The organism is Comamonas kerstersii, from assembly GCF_008801935.1.
Taxonomy (GTDB): domain Bacteria; phylum Pseudomonadota; class Gammaproteobacteria; order Burkholderiales; family Burkholderiaceae_C; genus Comamonas; species Comamonas kerstersii.
This window is the reverse complement of the sequence record NZ_VZOT01000005.1, coordinates 248,935-266,162: the sequence shown is the minus strand read 5'-3', so window position 1 is coordinate 266,162 and position 17,228 is coordinate 248,935. Positions and strand designations below refer to the sequence as shown.

General features: G+C 60.7%; 17 protein-coding genes and 1 riboswitch. Of the genes, 9 read left to right on the top strand and 8 right to left on the bottom strand.

Going from position 1 to position 17,228, the window contains the following annotated elements; translation table 11 throughout:
• The first annotated feature begins 37 nt into the window (after nt 1-37).
• Nucleotides 38-982 (top strand): LysR family transcriptional regulator, encoded by a 945-nt coding sequence (locus F7P80_RS10035; protein WP_151044465.1) that lies wholly within the window; start codon nt 38-40, stop codon nt 980-982.
• A gap of 396 nt (nt 983-1,378) precedes the next feature.
• Nucleotides 1,379-1,558: a hypothetical protein gene (locus F7P80_RS10030; protein WP_151044463.1), complete on the top strand. Its 180-nt coding sequence runs from the start codon at nt 1,379-1,381 to the stop codon at nt 1,556-1,558.
• A gap of 107 nt (nt 1,559-1,665) precedes the next feature.
• Here F7P80_RS10030 and argE read toward each other — a convergent pair whose 3' ends face one another.
• The gene (gene argE, locus F7P80_RS10025) at nt 1,666-2,826 is read right to left on the bottom strand and encodes an acetylornithine deacetylase (RefSeq protein WP_151044461.1); all 1,161 of its coding nucleotides are present in this window, start codon (nt 2,824-2,826) and stop codon (nt 1,666-1,668) included.
• A 346-nt stretch (nt 2,827-3,172) separates the two neighbouring features.
• On the opposite strand from argE, the gene F7P80_RS10020 reads away from it, so the two are divergent.
• From F7P80_RS10020 to F7P80_RS10010, 3 genes are all read left to right on the top strand, one after another.
• Nucleotides 3,173-3,664 carry a copper resistance protein NlpE gene (locus F7P80_RS10020; RefSeq protein ID WP_151044459.1) on the top strand — a complete coding sequence of 164 codons (492 nt, stop codon included), beginning with the start codon at nt 3,173-3,175 and terminating at the stop codon, nt 3,662-3,664.
• 155 nt (nt 3,665-3,819) lie between these two features.
• Entirely contained in the window at nt 3,820-4,221 is a 402-nt protein-coding gene (locus F7P80_RS10015) for a hypothetical protein (protein WP_151044457.1), read from the top strand.
• Between the two features lie 192 nt (nt 4,222-4,413).
• On the top strand, nt 4,414-5,079 hold the full coding sequence (locus F7P80_RS10010) for a HEPN domain-containing protein (protein ID WP_170265359.1): 666 nt from the start codon (nt 4,414-4,416) through the stop codon (nt 5,077-5,079).
• Nucleotides 5,080-5,088: 9 nt separating this feature from the next.
• On the opposite strand, the gene F7P80_RS10005 is transcribed toward F7P80_RS10010, so the two are convergent.
• From F7P80_RS10005 to F7P80_RS09985, 5 genes are all read right to left on the bottom strand, one after another.
• Nucleotides 5,089-6,438, bottom strand: coding sequence for a type II toxin-antitoxin system HipA family toxin (locus F7P80_RS10005; protein WP_249041430.1), 1,350 nt, complete (start codon nt 6,436-6,438; stop codon nt 5,089-5,091).
• A gap of 5 nt (nt 6,439-6,443) precedes the next feature.
• Nucleotides 6,444-6,713, bottom strand: coding sequence for a helix-turn-helix domain-containing protein (locus F7P80_RS10000; RefSeq protein ID WP_151044455.1), 270 nt, complete (start codon nt 6,711-6,713; stop codon nt 6,444-6,446).
• A 135-nt stretch (nt 6,714-6,848) separates the two neighbouring features.
• Nucleotides 6,849-9,581 (bottom strand): methionine synthase, encoded by a 2,733-nt coding sequence (metH, locus tag F7P80_RS09995; RefSeq protein WP_151044453.1) that lies wholly within the window; start codon nt 9,579-9,581, stop codon nt 6,849-6,851.
• 36 nt (nt 9,582-9,617) lie between these two features.
• Nucleotides 9,618-9,724, bottom strand: a riboswitch (S-adenosyl-L-homocysteine riboswitch).
• Between the two features lie 96 nt (nt 9,725-9,820).
• Nucleotides 9,821-11,230, bottom strand: a complete 1,410-nt coding sequence (locus tag F7P80_RS09990; RefSeq protein WP_151044451.1) for an FAD-binding oxidoreductase — start codon at nt 11,228-11,230, stop codon at nt 9,821-9,823.
• 154 nt (nt 11,231-11,384) lie between these two features.
• The gene (locus tag F7P80_RS09985) at nt 11,385-11,732 is read right to left on the bottom strand and encodes an EF-hand domain-containing protein (protein ID WP_151044449.1); all 348 of its coding nucleotides are present in this window, start codon (nt 11,730-11,732) and stop codon (nt 11,385-11,387) included.
• Between the two features lie 166 nt (nt 11,733-11,898).
• Here F7P80_RS09985 and F7P80_RS09980 point away from each other — a divergent pair, with 166 nt between their 5' ends.
• Together F7P80_RS09980 and F7P80_RS09975 are read left to right on the top strand one after the other, a co-directional pair.
• A complete protein-coding gene (locus tag F7P80_RS09980) occupies nt 11,899-12,474 on the top strand; it encodes a cob(I)yrinic acid a,c-diamide adenosyltransferase (protein WP_151044447.1) in 576 nt (191 codons plus the stop codon).
• Between the two features lie 149 nt (nt 12,475-12,623).
• Complete coding sequence (locus tag F7P80_RS09975; RefSeq protein ID WP_054067931.1) at nt 12,624-13,526, top strand: LysR family transcriptional regulator; 903 nt, start codon at nt 12,624-12,626, stop codon at nt 13,524-13,526.
• On the opposite strand, the gene F7P80_RS09970 is transcribed toward F7P80_RS09975, so the two are convergent.
• Nucleotides 13,523-14,749, bottom strand: a complete 1,227-nt coding sequence (locus tag F7P80_RS09970; protein ID WP_151044445.1) for a D-amino acid dehydrogenase — start codon at nt 14,747-14,749, stop codon at nt 13,523-13,525. The two genes, F7P80_RS09975 and F7P80_RS09970, sit on opposite strands and share 4 nt — an antisense overlap.
• 271 nt (nt 14,750-15,020) lie before the next feature.
• Here F7P80_RS09970 and F7P80_RS09960 point away from each other — a divergent pair, with 271 nt between their 5' ends.
• Nucleotides 15,021-15,902, top strand: a complete 882-nt coding sequence (locus F7P80_RS09960; RefSeq protein WP_151044441.1) for an amino acid ABC transporter substrate-binding protein — start codon at nt 15,021-15,023, stop codon at nt 15,900-15,902.
• Between the two features lie 2 nt (nt 15,903-15,904).
• On the top strand, nt 15,905-16,666 hold the full coding sequence (locus F7P80_RS09955; protein WP_151044439.1) for an aspartate/glutamate racemase family protein: 762 nt from the start codon (nt 15,905-15,907) through the stop codon (nt 16,664-16,666).
• On the opposite strand, the gene F7P80_RS09950 is transcribed toward F7P80_RS09955, so the two are convergent.
• Complete coding sequence (locus F7P80_RS09950; RefSeq protein WP_151044437.1) at nt 16,648-17,094, bottom strand: hotdog fold thioesterase; 447 nt, start codon at nt 17,092-17,094, stop codon at nt 16,648-16,650. The genes F7P80_RS09955 and F7P80_RS09950 overlap by 19 nt on opposite strands.
• Between the last annotated feature and the right edge of the window lie 134 nt (nt 17,095-17,228).

The window sequence follows — 17,228 nt, the reverse complement described above, 5'->3', positions numbered from 1 at the left end:
ATAATTTCCATCATAGGCATTCCTAAAAGGCATCCCCATGGATTTACGCGCCCTGCGCTACTTTGTTGAAGTCGTGCGCACCAACAGCTTTACGCGTGCGGCAGAAAACGCCCACGTCACCCAGCCCACCATCAGCAAGATGGTCAGGCAGCTTGAAGACGAGCTGGGCGGCCCGCTGCTGCTGCGCGAAGGCCGTGGCGTGCAGCTCACGGATGCGGGCCAGGTGGTCTATGAACGCGGCCTGCAGGTGCTGGCGCAGGCGCAGCTGCTCAAGCAGGAAGTGGCCGAGGTGGACGGCATTGCGCGCGGTGAGCTCTCCGTGGGCATCATGCCCACCGCAGGCCACTACATGGCGCCGGTAATTGCCCTGTTCCAGCAGCGCTACCCGGGCGTGACGCTGAACGTGCAGGAGTCCGGCGCACGCATGCAGCGCCAGCTGGTGCTGGAAGGCAAGCTGGACATGGCACTGGGCCTGATTGATGCACCCGACCCGCAGCTGCAGACCTACACCATTGCCCACCAGAAAACACGCGTAGCCATGGCGCGCCACCGCATCAAAAACGAAACGCGACCCGTGCGCTGGAAAGAGCTGGAGGGCATGCCTTTTCTGCTCTACACCAGTGACTTCACCCTGCACGAAGCCGTGCTGCAGCAGTGCGCGGCAGCAGGATTTACGCCACAGGTCAGGCTGCAAAGCCGCTACTGGGATTTCATTGGTGATCTGGTCGCTGCCGACATTGGCATTGCCGTGATGTTTGAGCACGTGATTGCCAAGTACGACACGGCACGCGTAGCCAGCCGCCCACTGGTGGGGCCGTCCATGACCTGGGACGCCGTGCTGATGTGGCGCAGCGGCTACCGATCCCGCGCCGCACAAGCCTGGCTGGACTGCGTGCAGCAGGTCTACCCCTTCCCACTGCCCAGCGGCAGCCCTGTGCCTTGCATAAAAAATGGCGGCTCAAGCTTGATGCATCAGGCTTAAAGAAAGATTGGTGGCTGCGTACGCCGCTTAAGGTCTGTACTGACACGCATTGGCATACTGGGACATTAGGGCGTGTTCACATAAAGCTTGAGATTCGCGTTGAAGGCTTGGGGATGGGATGCTAGGCGCGGTGGCGCAGCAATGCCGAGCGCCTTGCAAGCTGCCGCAACAACGCAGACCGCCCCAAGCCTTCAACCCCATTTGTGAGCTCCATAATCAGGGGCAGCCACGACAAGGCCACCACTGCATTGTTGCCCGCCTTGCGCGGGTGCGCACCCGCGCTGCGCCGTGCGTCGCGCATTGCCAGCCTTGTCGTGGCTGCGCGAACCCAATGTTGATGTGAACACGCCCTAGACTTGTGTCATTCGTTTTCAGACGACATGACAAGGAGAGCTTATGTACACCGTTGCTGCTGTGTTGTGGATGCTGGGCATTCTGGGGCTGGCCTGGGGCGCTCTGTCCAACCAGACCATTGCGCTGCCTCAGCTGATCTTTCGCTATGGCGCTGGCTGCGCCCTGTTTGCGCTGGGCTGCGCTGCATTTCTCTATGCCTATCTGCAGCGGCCCATGGTCTGAAGCCCTGGCTGTTCAGGCTGCGAAGCAGCCTTTTTTATAAAAATATAGCTTCCAGCGCTTACCAGATAAGCGCTGGCAGCCAATTTGGCTGATATTTTCAGACCACCCTATAGCGACTGCGCCAGCTTGCGCAAAAAGCTTTCGCAACGCTGCAGCTGCGCAATCCCCACAAACTCATTGGCCTTGTGCGCCTCCGCAATCGCACCGGGCCCGCAGACCACGGTGGGAATGCCAGCAAGCTGGAACAGGCCTGCTTCCGTAGCATAGGCCACCTTGCGCTTTTCACGGTCGCCGGTGAGTGCCTGCACCAGCTGGCTGATGGCCTCCGTCTCTGCGGTATCAAACGATGGTGCGCCGGCGCAGGACTCAAACTCAATGCGTGCCTCGGCAAACTCCTGGCGCATGCGCGGCAGCAGCTCCTGCTGCACATAGGCCTCCACCTGGGCCTGGATGCTGCCTGGCGCAATCCCCGGCAGGTTGCGGAACTCGTAGGCAAATTCGCAGTACTCAGGGATGGTGTTCACCGCAATGCCACCGCTGATCTGGTTGGTAGTCATGGTGGTGTAGGGCACGTCAAAAAACTCGTCATACGGGCCATGGGCCTTGAAGCTGTCTGCCAGATCGCGGATGCGGCAAATCAGGCGCGCCGCGTATTCAATGGCATTGCTGCCACGGGGTGTGAGCGAGGAATGCGCAGCTTTGCCATGCACCCTGCAGCGCCACACATTGATGCCCTTGTGCGCCACCACGGGCTGCATGCTGGTGGGCTCGCCCACAATGCAGCCGTCAAAACGCTGGCCCTGCAGCCTGAGCTGCTCCAGCATGATGGGTGCGCCCACGCAGCCCACCTCTTCGTCATACGACAGCGCAAAGTGCAGCGGCTTGTTGCGCTCCATGGCCAGGAACTCCGGCACCATCGCCAGGCCTGCGGCAATAAAGCCTTTCATGTCACAGGTGCCACGGCCATAGAGCTTGCCGTCGATCTCGGTCAGCGCGAAGGGATCGGTGTTCCAGGTCTGGCCATCGACGGGCACCACATCGGTGTGGCCAGACAGCACGATGCCGCCCTGTGTGCTGCCATCCCGGGCAGGCAGGGTGGCGAACAGATTGGACTTGGCCCCGTCGGGCGACTTGAACAGCTGTGCCTGCACGCCCAGCGCTGCCAGCGCGTCACGCACATGCTCAATCAGATGCAGGTTGGAATTGCGGCTGGTGGTATCAAACGCCACCAAAGTTTGCAGCCATTCACGGGTGGTAGGTGTACTCATACGCTTGTCTTGCCAAAGGCCCGGCACGCAGGGCCAGGTAATGCGAAACAGTGTACGGTGCTGCAGCCGCCCTCAGCACCGTCAAAGCTTCTCAGTTTTGATAGCAGCCATGACTTTCCCCACGAGCCACAGGGAAAGTTGTGCTGCTTTACGCTTGTGGGGTTGCCACACACGTTTCAGCAGGCACATCACAGTGCCCTCAGGCATTGTGCATCTGCTGCACAGCGACTCTGCCGCCAGCCCTCTGTACGCCATGACCTACAAAATCTGACAGCGTCCAGCAATTGGCATGGCAGGCTCTATCGCTAGCATGATCCTCATTGCCACGCACCATTCACGCTCGCTTATGTCTTCATTGCTCCGCTGCTCCCCTGCTTCCAGCCTGGGCCTGCTCTCCCTGACTGCCGTGCTCAGCCTTGCTGGCTGCCAGGCCCCTCTGCCCACAGTGGATGCACCGCCCCCCAAGATGGAGCAGACATTCCAGCAAGTACCGGTGGGAGATTCCCCGGAAAACATGCTGGACTGGTCCGGTACCTACCAGGCTGTTCTGCCCCAGCGCGCCATCAGCGTGCAGCTGCGTGATGACCGCACCGCCGTCGTGCGTGAGCGCAGCCTGGACACCACGGGCGAGCCTGTGAACTTCACCTACCAGGGGCCTTTTCGCTTTGACCCGGCAGGCGGCAGCCTGATCACGCTGAGCGAATCCCCGGAAGCACAGCCCGTCTACCGCTTTTTTGTGGGGGAAAACTGGATCGAGCTGCGTGACCGCGCCAGCGGCGCACCTCTGCCCCAGGCACAGCACTACCGCCTGAAGAAAACCAGCCTGCCACCACAGTAAAAACAGGCTGGCACGCTCTGAAAAACACAGCGGCACAAGCCGCTGAGGCAGTGCTTGATCGCTACACTTACAGCTCTGCATTCACCCATTGTTACGAGCCAGGCAGGCGCAGCCCAGACCGTCCTGCCATCGTGTTTGCCGAGAGAAACTACACCATGCGATTGCCATATCTGGCAGCCTTTGCTTGTGCCTTTGCACTGTCCGCCTGCAGCGAAAAGTCGTCGCTGACCGATGCCCTGATGTTCCCGCCCGGCATCGACATTCAGTACCAGGGCCAGCCCGCCAAACTGTATGGTGATGCGCAATGTGCACAAGGGCAGCTTTCCGGGCACACCTGCCTGATCTTTGCACCCCACACGCCCTACGCCAATGGCTCCATCATCAGCGGTCCACACATCTACCAGGTCAAGCTCAAGGCCTTCCGTGACCCACATGATCCTTCGCTGTACCGCGTAGAAGATGAGCATGGCACACACATCCTGAGCACCACCGGCAGGCACAGCGAGCATGGCATCCTCGACGTGCGCCCTGCGGAGTACGCCCTACCGCGCCAATAAGCCGTGTACAGGCTACGGCCAGAAACACGACTGAGTGTTTTCTATATTTTTGGCCGCCAGCGCTGATGTAACGGGCGCTGGTAGCCAGCAAAACAAGAAAAGCGCGCGTTGCATATGCGCTAAGTCATTGCACGACTTGTTACAACCGCCCTATGCAGCCCCTCACAAAAACAGCCCCGGAGGGAGAGCACCATGCTGGCTGTACACGCCACACTCAAGAAACGCCATCGCGCCACGCGTGACGACATGCCGGAAGGGCTGAATCTGCGCATCCACCGCGCCCTGAGCTGGATCAAGCGCGCCGCCGTCTGTGAGCCCGATCCAGACGCTCGCTTTATCTTTCTGTGGATTGCTTTTAACGCTGCCTACGCGCAGGAAATTCCCAGTGCCCAGCGCCTGTCCGAGCAGTTCAGCTTCCAGCAGTTTCTGCACAAGCTCCACCAGCTCGACACCAGCAAGCAGCTCGACCATCTGGTGTGGGAAAAGTTCAGCGGCCCTATCCGCGTCCTGCTGGACAACCCCTATGTGTTTGAATCGTTCTGGGACTACCACCGCGGTCTGCTGACCGAAGCACAGTGGCAGGAGCGCTTTGCCAACGGCAAGCAGCGCGCACTCATTCTGCTGGCCAAGGGCAATACGCCCGAACTGCTGAGCCTGGTGCTGCAGCGCATCTACACCCTGCGCAACCAGCTGATCCACGGCGGCGCCACCTGGAACAGCAAGGTCAACCGCGCACAGGTGCAAGACTGCGCCCATCTGATGGGCAAGCTGGTGCCCGTCATCGTGGACATCATGATGTCCCACCCCATGGCGGTATGGGGGGAGGCTTGTTATCCGGTGATCAACGAATCTCGCTGAAAAGCCTCTTCATCCAGCTTCAAGCGGCACACCAGCGAGACGTTGCGCTGCCTGCTGCAGGCCTGCAAATATCGGCACAGATACTTGTTCCGGGAAATCGGTTGGCAGTTTTTTCTGCACAGCAGCAATGGCAATCGGCGTGTGTTCAACCACCTTGTTCAGCAATTCATCGATGCCATAGCCCTTGGGCGACTGGATGCCATAACGCAGTCCCAACTCAACCCAGTGGCGCCGGGTGATGGTATGCACCAGCCAATGTGGATTCTTGGTGCGCACTGCCATCGCCAACTTCACACGCTTGGGCTGCAGCTGATGTGCTGCCTTCCCCATATAGGGATACACAGAAATGACGTCGTACAACGGCGTCATCTCATAACGTCCCTCCGGCTTGATGAACAGGCTGAAATTCTTGGCATGCCCATCAATGGCCGCCAGCATCCAGAACAGCAACTGTGCCATGAAGAAGTGAAAACGATCGCGATCGCGCTCCACTGAACCATCGAGCAACTTCATGATGGCCTCCATACCGGGGCCACCGTCTGCTTCATACTTTTGCGCTGGCGATGTGCCTGTCGCTTGGCACATATCCTCCTGTGGCAAGCGCATCAGTCGCTCACCTTTCCACTCCCTCCGGTCGAAGCGTTTCACACTCAGCACTTTTTGGTCTTCAAAGCTGAGGATTTCACATTGAGCGACAGGCAGACCATAGGCAGCAAGGATCTGTGCACAGAGCCACTCATTCTCCACAGAATCGCTCATATCGACCTGATTGCCCCCTGTCACACCCAGCGCCGGCTTCAAGATGTGGGTGCTGGGTGTTGCTCCTTGCGGCAAACCCCATTGCCCTCTCCAGTACAGCAGCGCGGTCTTGTCCTGCGCCCCGGCAATGGAGAGACGAAAAGGAGCATGGTCATCGGCCTGTCTTCCCACCGGACCCGCTTGTGCAATGGAGCGGATATGTGCTGCTACCTGCGATGCATTGAGTGGCTCAAACACCAGCTGTTGTTCACCCGGAGGGGCTTCCCCTGCTGGCAAAATTTGCAAAGCACCCACGCAGTCACGCCCTACTTCGCGCAGCAGTGCATAGGTATCTGCAGTTTTCAGTTTGTAGCGGCGTGCCACGCGCTCTCTGACCTCTTGGTGATCAGGCAGCAAATTCTCAAAATAGAACCGTACGGACTCTCCCTTATGGGGAAGATTGCCCGGCGTAAACGGTAGCGACAAGGAAAGCGGCCGCCGAAGTTTGTTCTGCAGCCATTGCCTGTCGTACTGCAGTACATCAACCCCTGCCTCAATACTCCAGGTGCCGACTTTGTAGCCATTCATCCAAAGATCCAAGGCTTTGCTGGACTTGCGCATAGTGGCTACCACTCCGTATCGTTGCCCGAGGACTTATCGACTTCGGTACTCACTTCAGATTTCCGGCGCAGTACGACTTCCACCCCCAGAATATTCATGAGTTGTGTCAAACGCTGGGCACTGACTGCTTCTGCATTGCGCTCCAAGACAGAAACGGTTTGCTGCGTCACCCCAAGGCGCTGTGCCACATCCATTTGCGTCAGCTTGGCCTGCTTGCGAAAGGCCCTTAAAAGTGGTGAAAGCTGATCGGATGTGCGAACGACAAATTCATCCATAACTGCTCCTGCCGATACAGACCAAAAGCTGTATTTTGATAATACAAACTATATCTTGTATTTACAAAATACAAATGATGCAATGTAAAAAGGCCACGCATTGCGTGGCCTCGTGCGATACAGCAAGCGGTGCGATCAGCCCAGATTCGGTGCCAGATAACGACGCAACTCTTCCACATCCATGCCGCGGCGCTGGGCCATATCGGCCAGCTGGTCTTCGCCAATCTGGCCCACGTTGAAGTAGGTCGCTTCGGGGTTGCCGATATAGAAACCGCTCACGCTGGAGGCTGGGTTCATGGCCAGGCTCTCGGTCAGGCTCATGCCGATTTCTTCGGCCTGCAGCACCTTGAACAGGTCGATCTTGGCCGTGTGGTCGGGACAGGCAGGGTAGCCGGGCGCAGGGCGAATGCCCTTGTACTGCTCCTTGATGAGTTCCTCATTGCTGAGGTTCTCATCGGCTGCGTAACCCCACAAGTCCTTGCGCACGCGCTCATGCAGGCATTCTGCAAAAGCTTCGGCCAGGCGGTCGGCCAGGGCTTTGAACATGATGCCGGAGTAGTCGTCCAGCGCGGCTTCAAACTCCTTGTCCTTCTTCTCAGCGCCAATGCCCGCAGTCACGGCAAACATGCCTGCGTAGTCGGCCACGCCCACAGGCGCGACAAAGTCGGAGAGGCAACGGCTGGGGCGCATCACACCGTCTACCGCCTGCTTTTCGGTCTGCTGGCGCATGCCATACCAGGTGCTCAGCACCTGGGTGCGCGACTCGTCGGTGTAGAACACGATGTCATCACCCACACGGTTGGCAGGGAAGAGGCCCATCACACCATTGGCCTGCAGCCAGCGGCCTTCGATGATTTTCTTGAGCATGGCCTGCGCGTCTTCATAGACCTTGCGCGCCTGCTCGCCCACGACTTCGTCCTCAAGTATGGCGGGGAAGGGGCCAGCCAGATCCCAGGTCTGGAAGAAGGGGCCCCAGTCGATGTACTTGGCAATTTCTGCCAGATCAAAGTTCTTGAACACCTTGCGGCCAATGGCACGTGGCACCACGGGTGCGTGTTCGACCACTGCCGCATTGGCACGCGCTTTTTCCAGCGCCCACAGCGGCGTCTTCTTCTTGTTGGCGTGCTGGGTGCGCACCTTGTCGTAGTCGGCCTTGAGCTCTGCCAGATAGGCTTCCTTGCCGTCGCCCAGCAGGCTTTGCGCCACGCTGACCGAACGCGAGGCATCAGGCACGTAGACCACGGGGCCTTCGTACTTGGGCGCAATCTTCACGGCCGTGTGCACGCGCGAGCAGGTCGCGCCACCGATCAGCAGCGGGGTATTGCGGCTGCGGAAGCATTCGTCCTTCTGCATCTCGCCCGCCACATACTGCATTTCTTCGAGGCTGGGGGTAATCAGGCCCGACAAGCCGATGATGTCTGCCCCCACTTCCTTGGCCTTGGCCAGGATTTCATGGCAGGGCACCATCACGCCCATGTTGATGACTTCAAAGTTGTTGCACTGCAGGACCACGGTGACGATGTTCTTGCCAATGTCGTGCACGTCGCCCTTGACGGTGGCCATCACGATCTTGCCCTTGCTGGTCACATCCATACCAGCCGCTTCCTGCTGGCGCTTCTCTTCTTCGATGTAGGGCACCAGATGCGCCACCGCCTGCTTCATCACGCGGGCGGACTTCACCACCTGGGGCAGGAACATCTTGCCCGCGCCAAACAGATCGCCCACCACGTTCATGCCTGCCATGAGCGGGCCTTCAATCACGTGCAAGGGACGGCCACCCTTGGCCACAATCGCCTGGTAGGCCTCTTCCGTGTCTTCGGCGATGAAGTCGGTAATGCCATGCACCAGTGCGTGGGTCAGGCGCTCTTCCACGGTCTTGGGGTGCTCGGGCGTGCCGCGCCATTCCAGCTTCTTGCTGTCGTCCTTGGCATTGCCCTTGGCCTGATCGGCAATTTCCAGCAGGCGCTCGGCCGCGTCAGGGCGGCGGTTGAGCACCACGTCTTCCACACGCTCACGCAGCACAGGGTCCAGCTCGTCGTACACGCCGATCATGCCGGCGTTCACAATGCCCATATCCATGCCTGCCTTGATAGCGTGGTACAGGAACACGGTGTGGATGGCCTCGCGCACGGGGTCATTGCCACGGAAGGAGAAGGACACGTTGGACACTCCACCGGACACCTTGGCGCCGGGCAGGTTCTGCTTGATCCAGCGCACGGCCTCGATGAAGTCCACGCCGTAGTTGTTGTGCTCTTCAATGCCGGTGGCCACGGCAAAGATGTTGGGGTCGAAGATGATGTCTTCGGGCGCAAAGCCCACTTCGTCCACCAGGATACGGTAGGCGCGCTCGCAGATTTCAATCTTGCGCGCGAAGGTGTCGGCCTGGCCTTTTTCGTCAAAAGCCATGACCACGGCCGCAGCGCCATAGCGCTTGACGAGTTTGGCGTGCTTCTTGAACTCTTCGACGCCTTCCTTCATGGAGATCGAGTTCACGATGCCCTTGCCCTGCAGGCAGCGCAGACCGGCTTCGATCACTTCCCACTTGGAGGAGTCCACCATCACCGGCACCTTGGCGATATCGGGCTCAGAGGCAATCAGGTTCAGAAAGCGCACCATGGCAGCCTTGCTGTCCAGCATGGCTTCGTCCATGTTCACGTCAATGACCTGCGCGCCGTTTTCCACCTGCTGGCGCGCTACGGCCAGGGCTTCTTCGTACTGCTCATTCAGAATCAGACGCGCAAAGGCCTTGGAGCCTGTGACGTTGGTGCGTTCGCCCACGTTGACGAACAGCGAATCCTCTCCAATGGTCAGGGGCTCCAGGCCCGAAAGGCGCATGGGGGGAATAGCTTGAGGGGCGGCAGCAGACATTGCACTCACCTGTATCTAAAAAACAAAGGGGCCAGGGACAGGTGAGCGCCGTTGCAATGGGGGACGGCTGCACCCGGCGGTGCCAGCCGTTCACCCCAAGCCTGACAGCGAAAGCCTTCGCTGCTGCAGCGCTCCTTGGGGCGAAAAGCGTCAATTTTACGGTGCGTTGCCTGCAGCTGCGCCCTGCTCACACTATGCCTGTACACAGCAAGCACGCAGACAGACCGCCTCGCTTGCGCTCAGAGCGCAAAGATCTTGCCGGGGTTGAGGATGTTTTCTGGGTCCAGCGCCTGCTTGATGGCGCGCATCATGGCAATGGCCCCCTCTCCGCATTCCTCGCGCAAAAAGTCCTGCTTGTGGATGCCAATGCCGTGCTCGCCCGTGCAGGTGCCTTCCATGGCAATCGCACGGCGCACCAGCGCGTGGTTGAGCGCTTCGGCACGCTGGCGCTCGTCGTCGTTGTCAGGGTCGATCAGGTAGCCGAAGTGGAAGTTGCCATCGCCCACGTGGCCGACGAGAAAGAACGGAATGGCGCTGGCCCGCGCTTCTTCCATGGATTCCAGCAAACAGTCCGCCAGACGGCTGATGGGCACGCAGGTGTCGGTGGTGATGCTGCGGCAGCCGGGGCGGCTCTGGATGGCGGCAAAGTAGGCGTTGTGGCGTGCGGTAAACAGGCGTGTGCGCTCTTCGGGGGTGTCGGCCCACTCAAAACCCTGGGCGTCAAATTCTGCCGCAATGTCCTGCACCAGCTCGGCCTGTTCTTTCACGCCATTGGGGCTGCCGTGGAACTCCATCATCAGCGTAGGTGCTTCGCGCAGCGTGAGGTTGCTGTGCTTGTTGACCATGGCAATCGTGCCCGCATCCACCAGCTCCACACGTGCCATCGGCACACCCATCTGGATGGTCTGAATCACCGTGTGCACGGCGTCCGCTACGGTGTTGAAGGAGCAGACCGCAGCACTCACTGCCTCGGGCAAGGGGTACAGGCGCAGCGTGATTTCGGTGAAGATGCCCAGCGTGCCTTCGCTGCCCACCAGCAGACGGGTCAGGTCATAGCCCGCCGCGCTCTTTTTGGCGCGGTTGCCGGTGCGGATGATCTCACCGCTGGCCGTCACCACTTCCAGCGCCAGCACGTTCTCGCGCATGGTGCCGTAGCGCACGGCGTTCGTGCCGCTGGCGCGTGTGGCAGTCATGCCGCCTATGGAGGCATCAGCACCGGGGTCAATGGGGAAAAACAGGCCCTGATCCTTGATGGCATCGTTCAGGGCTTTGCGCAAAATGCCAGGCTGCACCGTCACGGTCATGTCTTCGGCATTCACGCGAATGATCTGGTTCATGCGCGAGACATCCAGGCTCACACCGCCCTGCACGGCCAGCAGATGGCCTTCCAGCGATGTGCCCGCGCCATAAGGGATGACTGGCACCTGGTGCTGGGCGGCCAGCTTGACGCAGTCCGCCACATCCTGTGTGCTGTGCGCATACACCACGGCCACAGGCGGTGGTGCCTCAATCGAGCCTTCATCGCGGCCATGCTGCTCGCGCACGGCCTGCGCGGTGGAGCACTGTGCGCCAAAGCGCGCCTGCAGGGCATCGACAAAGGCTGGAGGAATGGGGCGGGACAGCTGCGTGGGGTGGTGCAATGCGTTCATCTTCTGGCTCTCACAAGGAACGTCAAAGATTAGCACCCCATCCCTCGCATCCCCAGGCGCTGCACCCGTAAAAAGCTGTTGCTGCATTCGCCAAGCACGCAGCATGACGGGCTGCGTTCACGGCGACTGGCTGCAAATGCTGCAAGCGCAGCGCTTACTGATTGCTGCGCGCCCGCGCTGCGCTGAGGAACTCCTGCAGCGAGATTTTTCCATCCCCGTCCTGGTCCCACAGCTCAAACTGCTCCAGCACGGCGGGCAGGGATTTCGCTTCTTCGCGGCTCAGAAAGCCGTCGCCATCGACATCAACGCGCTGAAAAGTATTTTGCGCATTTTGCTGCGCATCATTCTGGCGGGGTACGCTGCGGCCCGTTTCTGCAGGGCCCAGAACCGCACCGGGTGCGGGCTGTGCCATCAGGGCTGTGGTGCCGCCCAGCGTCAGGCTGGCAAACAGCAGCATGCTGCGAACATCAAAGGCGTGCAATGTGCGGTGTGGATGTGCCATGGTGACTCTCCTTCAAATGCGTGAAACAGGCTTGCATTGCACCTGCTGCGCGTCGGCACGTCCATGCTTTTTGCCAGTTGTTTCCCTGCACAACATCTGCCTGCGCGATGTAACGCAAAATGCCCGTTTTACACGGCCCCGTTGCCGCAGACCACAAGGAGTTTCTATGGGCAACCGTCTGACACAAATCGCCACCCGCACCGGTGATGACGGCACCACCGGCCTGGGTGACAACACCCGCGTTTCCAAGAACAGCGCCCGTCCCCACGCCATGGGTGATGTGGACGAGCTGAACTCGCACATCGGCCTGCTGCTGTGCGAAGCACTGCCAGATGATGTGCGCGCCGTCCTCGTGGATGTGCAGCACCAGCTGTTCAATCTGGGCGGCGAAATTTCCGTGCCCGGCTACGAAATGCTCAAGGACGACGCCCTGCTGCGCCTGGACGAAGCCCTGGCCCACTACAACGCACAGCTGCCACGTCTGCTGGAATTCATCCTGCCCGCCGGCACCCGCGCTGCCTCGCAGGCCCATATCTGCCGCACCGTGGCACGCCGCGCCGAGCGCAGCGTGGTCGCCCTGCAGGAGTCTGAGCCCATGCGCGCAGCGCCCCGTCAGTATCTGAACCGCCTGTCCGACCTGATGTTCGTGCTGGCACGCGTGCTCAACCGCGTCGATGGCGGCGATGATGTCTACTGGAAGAGCGAACGCCTGGCCAAGATGCAGGACGAAGAGGCCAAGTAAAAAGCAGAGCTTCTTGCGCCTGATTTTTCTTGGTTTTGAGATGATTTCACAGTGAAATCAAGATATAACAAGCGCAAGCAGCTCCTTTTTTAGGTGCATTTCTTGCATGCAGGGAGGCTGCCCGCACCTCCCTGCCGGACCCCCATGCCATGCGCCTCAAACACATTGAAGTCTTTCATGCTGTGATGCAGACCGGCAGCGTCAGTGCCGCCGCACGGCTGCTGCACGTCACACAGCCTGCCGTCAGCCGCACGCTGCAGCATGCAGAACTGCAGCTGGGCTTTCCGCTGTTCGAGCGTGTGCGCGGACGCCTCACGCCCACCAACGAAGCCGCAGCCCTGTTCCCCCATGTCGAAAAGCTCTACGAGCAGCTCGGTGAAGTGCAGCGTCTGGCCGCCGGCCTGCGACACGGCGAAGTGACAGACCGACTGCAGGTGCTGACCGTGTTTGCACTCAGCCGCGAGGTAGTGCCCCACGCCGTCGCAGGGTTTCGCAAGCAGTACCCGAACGTGCATGTCACCGTGCAGGCGCTGCACACGCCACAGGTCGTCTCAGGTCTGCTGCTGCAGGAAGCCGATGTGGGTTTTGTGATCAGTGCGGGCCTGCTGCCTGCGCTGGAGCGCGAACCGCTGGCCGATGTGGACATGCACTGCCTCGTCCCCAAGGGCTTGATCGCACCCTCCAAGGTGCCCAGACATGGCATGCCCATCGAAGCACTGGCCGAACTGCCCGTCGTCGCGCTCGACGTGAAAGACCCGCTGGGCATGCGCATCAACCAGGCCTGCAGCGAACATGGGGTGGGCCTGTCGCCTGTAGTGACGGTGCAGACCTACCATGCGGCGCTGTCCATGGCCGAATACGGCCTGGGCGTCGCCATTGTGGATGGCTGCACAGCCTCCGCCGCCGACAGGCGCAAGGTCCATGTGCTGCCGCTGCTGCCACAGATCACGGTGACCGTCAGCGCACTGCACCTCGCACAGCACCCGCGCTCCGTGCTCGCACGCGCGATGACACAGGAGATGCGCAAGGCGCTACGCGAGCTGATCGGCTAGCACGCTGCGTCCAAGGCCTCCAGCAGTCGCTGTGCCGAGCCAAAGGCCAGCGTCAGCCCCAACGCCCCATGGCCCGTCTGCAACCACAGGTTCTGCGGCCCCCCAGGCATGCGGCCTGTGATGGGCAACCCCGTGGGCGTGGCCGGACGCATGCCGGTCCAGGGCTGCAGATCGTCCGGAATATCCAGCTGCGGAAACACCTGGTGCGTGGCCTCACGCAGACGCTCAATCCGGTCCAGATGCAGGGCGCGGTCGGCCCCGACGATTTCCACCATGCCCGCCACGCGCAGACGCTCGCCAATGCGCGCAAACACCACCTTGCGGCTGCTGTCGGTCACGCTCACGCGCGGCAGCTGCTCTGCCGCAGTACCGGCATCGAGGGTGAGGCTGTAGCCCTTGAGCGGATAGACCGGCAACCGCTTCACGCCCAGCTGGCGCGCGAGTGGCACACTTTCCCATCCCCCGGCGAGCACAAAGTGATCGGCCTGGTGCACACCCCGCGTGGTCTGCACGCCCGTGATGCGACTGCCCTGCGTCTGGAACTGCTGCACCTCACACCCCAGCAGCACTTGTGCACCACGTTGTCGCAGCAGAGCCAGCAGCGCCTCACACAGCTTGCGGCAGTCAATCGCGCATTCGCTGGGCGTATAGACCGCACCGGCAATCTGGGACACATAGTGCTGCAGCGCCGGCTCCAGGCGTGCCACTTCTGCCGCATCGACCATGTGCTGCTGAGGCCCGCCCAGCTGAGCCTGCAGCTGCAGCTGGCGCGCCGCACCATCGAGCCCCACCTGTGTGCTCTGCAGCACCAGCTTGCCGGGCGTGTGAAAGTCGCAGTTCAGCTGCTCGCGCTGCAGGGTCGCTTCGAGCGCAGCGCGGCTTTGCGCAGCCAGCGTCAACAGGCTTTGCGTGGTGGCGCGCGAGGAGGCAGCATTGCAGGCCCCCAGAAACTGCAGCAGCCAGGACCACTGGTGCGGGTCCAGCTGCCAGCGCATGTGCAGCGGTGAGGTTTTGTCGAGCAGCAGCTTGGGCAAACTGGCCCAGATGCCGGGATCAGCGAGAGGCTGCACATAGGCATAGCTCAGCTGCGCGCCATTGCCACCACTGGCACCCATAGCAGGTGCCTCGGCCCGCTCCACCAGGCTAACTTCATACCCGGCCTGCTGCAGCGCATACCCGCTGGCCAGACCGACGATGCCGGCTCCTATCACACATACATGCATTGGTGTTCTCCATCTGCCGTCACTGTAGAACTGCCAACGCCCCTGACGCATGGCATTTGTTTGCAGGGGTATGCCCGTGGTTTATGGGTAAACCCCATGTCCATAAACGGCGCACACCGCACCGCTTTTCAGCAAGCCACGCACCCTACTGGTGAAAACCTAGACAAGGCATAAAAAAATGGCATGGACGGACCTGTGATTGGCATCGCCACAGCCGAAATCTGCTTCCTACACTGGCCTCACCCCATCAGTTCTTTCGAAGGAGATGCACATGCAAGTCCGCACCACGGTTCTCTACGCAGCCCTGTCCCTAGCCTGTCTGGCCAGCGCCCATGCTGACACCTTGGACAAGGTGGCCCAAAGCGGCCAGATCACCTTGGCTTATCGCGAGTCTTCGGTGCCCTTCAGCTATCTGAACCAGAGCAAGCCAGCTGGAATTTCCGTGGACATCAGCAATGCCGTGGTGGAAGCGGTCAAGAAAGCCACGGGCAAAAACGACATCAAGGTCAACTGGCAGGCTGTCACGTCGCAGAACCGCATTCCGCTGCTGACCAATGGCACGATCGACCTCGAATGCGGCTCGACCACCAACAACACCACGCGCGGCAAGGATGTGGATTTCGCCATCAACCACTTCTACACCGGCACCCGCCTGTTGGTGAAGAAGAGCTCCGGCATCAAGAACTACAGCGACCTTAAGGGCAAAACCGTGGCCGTGACCTCGGGCACCACCAACTTGCAGGTCATGCGCAAGGCCAACGCCGAAAACAACTGGGGCATTGACATGGTCCACCCCAAGGACCACTCGGACGCTTTTCTGCTGCTGGAAAGCGACCGTGCCAGTGCATTTGCGATGGATGACATCCTGCTCTATGGCCTGATTGCCAATGCCAAGAATCCCGGCGACTACGAAGTCGTGGGCGATGCCCTACAGGTCGAGCCCTATGCCTGCATGCTGCGCAAAAACGATCCGAAGTTCAAGGCACTGGTCGATGGCGTGATCAGCGACATGATGAAGACCGGCCAGTTCACCCAGCTGTACGACAAGTGGTTCGTGCAGCCCATTCCTCCGTCCAACATGGCACTGAACCTGCCCATGTCGGAGCAGCTCAAGCAGAACCTGGTGGAGCTGAGCGACAAGCCCGCGTTCTGAGCATGACCAATGTGTTTCGCCGCCCACCGCGTGCAGTGGGCATTCTGGGAGGCATGGGCCCGGCCGCAGGCGCCGATTTTGTGCGCCTGTTTGTCGAGGCCTGTAGCAACCATCTGCGCGCTCATAATCACCCGGTCAATGATCAGGCTTTTCCCGAACACTGGCTGGTGCAGATGCCGGTGCCCGATCGCACCGAGGCACTGCGTACCAGTCCACAGGCGCCGCATGGACCAGCCCCCTACATGCTGCAAGGGGTTGGGCGACTGGCGGCACTGGGCGTATGCAGCGTGGCCGTGGCCTGCAATACCGCCCATGTCTGGCATGCACAGCTGCAGGCGCTGTTTCCGCAGCTGCGCATCCTGCACATTGCCGAAGAAACGGCCCGGCACCTGCAGCAGCAGGGTATGCAATGTGCCATCGTGCTGGCCACCGCAGGCACCTACCAGACGGGGCTGTACGACGCCGCACTGCTCTGCCACGGCATCAAAGCGCTGCAGCCTGATGCAGCGGGCATTACCCTGCTCATGCAAGGTATCTATGACGGCGTCAAGCGCGGTGATACCGCTCTGGCCATGCAATGCTTTGGGCAGGTGCTACAGGACATGCAAAGCCGCCACGGCACTGATATCCCTGTGCTCATGGCATGCACGGAAATTCCACTGGCCCTGCCACAGGCGCCGCAGGCGCAAGGCGCCCGGCTCATAGACCCTGCCTGGATCCTTGCCCAGGCGCTGGCAGCCCAGGCTTACACAGAGACCGTCTGATCCACTGCTTGCGGAGCCAGAATCGCCATGGTGATGCGCGAGACGCAGCTGGGCCGCCCTGCTTCGTCCACCATGTCGATCTGCCAGACCTGGGTGGTTTTGCCAATGTGCACGGGCCTGGCCGTGCCCGTCACCCAGCCGCTGCGCACCGCGCGCAGGTGATTGGCGTTGATGTCCAGCCCCACCGCCTTGTGCCCTTCAGGTGCGGCGTAGTAGGCCGCCATGGAGCCCAGGGTTTCCGCCAGCACCACGCTGACGCCACCGTGCAGCAGCCCAAAGGGCTGCCTGGTGCGGTGGTCTACGGGTACGCGGCCCGTCAGATAGTCCGGCCCCAGCTCCGTAATCTCAATCCCCAGATGCTGTACGGCCGTATCGGCGGCGCTTGCATTCAGCTGCGCCAGCGTCACAGGTTTACGCCAGATTGACATGTCATACCTCCAAAGCAACAGGGCAGCATGATGCAGCCAGTGGCGGACCCACGCTGTTGGCTCGGTGACAGCGGCAGGCCGCACCCCATACATCCTGCGCCGCACCTGGGACTTGGGGACTTGCGTGCCAGAAC

Excerpts from the sequence above, each read along its gene's own strand:
- F7P80_RS10035 (WP_151044465.1), top strand. The coding sequence starts at position 38 with ATGGATTTACGCGCCCTGCGCTACTTTGTTGAAGTCGTGCGCACCAAC.
- F7P80_RS10030 (WP_151044463.1), top strand. The coding sequence starts at position 1,379 with ATGTACACCGTTGCTGCTGTGTTGTGGATGCTGGGCATTCTGGGGCTG.
- argE (WP_151044461.1), bottom strand. The coding sequence starts at position 2,826 with ATGAGTACACCTACCACCCGTGAATGGCTGCAAACTTTGGTGGCGTTT.
- F7P80_RS10020 (WP_151044459.1), top strand. The coding sequence starts at position 3,173 with ATGTCTTCATTGCTCCGCTGCTCCCCTGCTTCCAGCCTGGGCCTGCTC.
- F7P80_RS10015 (WP_151044457.1), top strand. The coding sequence starts at position 3,820 with ATGCGATTGCCATATCTGGCAGCCTTTGCTTGTGCCTTTGCACTGTCC.
- F7P80_RS10010 (WP_170265359.1), top strand. The coding sequence starts at position 4,414 with ATGCTGGCTGTACACGCCACACTCAAGAAACGCCATCGCGCCACGCGT.
- F7P80_RS10005 (WP_249041430.1), bottom strand. The coding sequence starts at position 6,438 with ATGCGCAAGTCCAGCAAAGCCTTGGATCTTTGGATGAATGGCTACAAA.
- F7P80_RS10000 (WP_151044455.1), bottom strand. The coding sequence starts at position 6,713 with ATGGATGAATTTGTCGTTCGCACATCCGATCAGCTTTCACCACTTTTA.
- metH (WP_151044453.1), bottom strand. The coding sequence starts at position 9,581 with ATGTCTGCTGCCGCCCCTCAAGCTATTCCCCCCATGCGCCTTTCGGGC.
- F7P80_RS09990 (WP_151044451.1), bottom strand. The coding sequence starts at position 11,230 with ATGAACGCATTGCACCACCCCACGCAGCTGTCCCGCCCCATTCCTCCA.
- F7P80_RS09985 (WP_151044449.1), bottom strand. The coding sequence starts at position 11,732 with ATGGCACATCCACACCGCACATTGCACGCCTTTGATGTTCGCAGCATG.
- F7P80_RS09980 (WP_151044447.1), top strand. The coding sequence starts at position 11,899 with ATGGGCAACCGTCTGACACAAATCGCCACCCGCACCGGTGATGACGGC.
- F7P80_RS09975 (WP_054067931.1), top strand. The coding sequence starts at position 12,624 with ATGCGCCTCAAACACATTGAAGTCTTTCATGCTGTGATGCAGACCGGC.
- F7P80_RS09970 (WP_151044445.1), bottom strand. The coding sequence starts at position 14,749 with ATGCATGTATGTGTGATAGGAGCCGGCATCGTCGGTCTGGCCAGCGGG.
- F7P80_RS09960 (WP_151044441.1), top strand. The coding sequence starts at position 15,021 with ATGCAAGTCCGCACCACGGTTCTCTACGCAGCCCTGTCCCTAGCCTGT.
- F7P80_RS09955 (WP_151044439.1), top strand. The coding sequence starts at position 15,905 with ATGACCAATGTGTTTCGCCGCCCACCGCGTGCAGTGGGCATTCTGGGA.
- F7P80_RS09950 (WP_151044437.1), bottom strand. The coding sequence starts at position 17,094 with ATGTCAATCTGGCGTAAACCTGTGACGCTGGCGCAGCTGAATGCAAGC.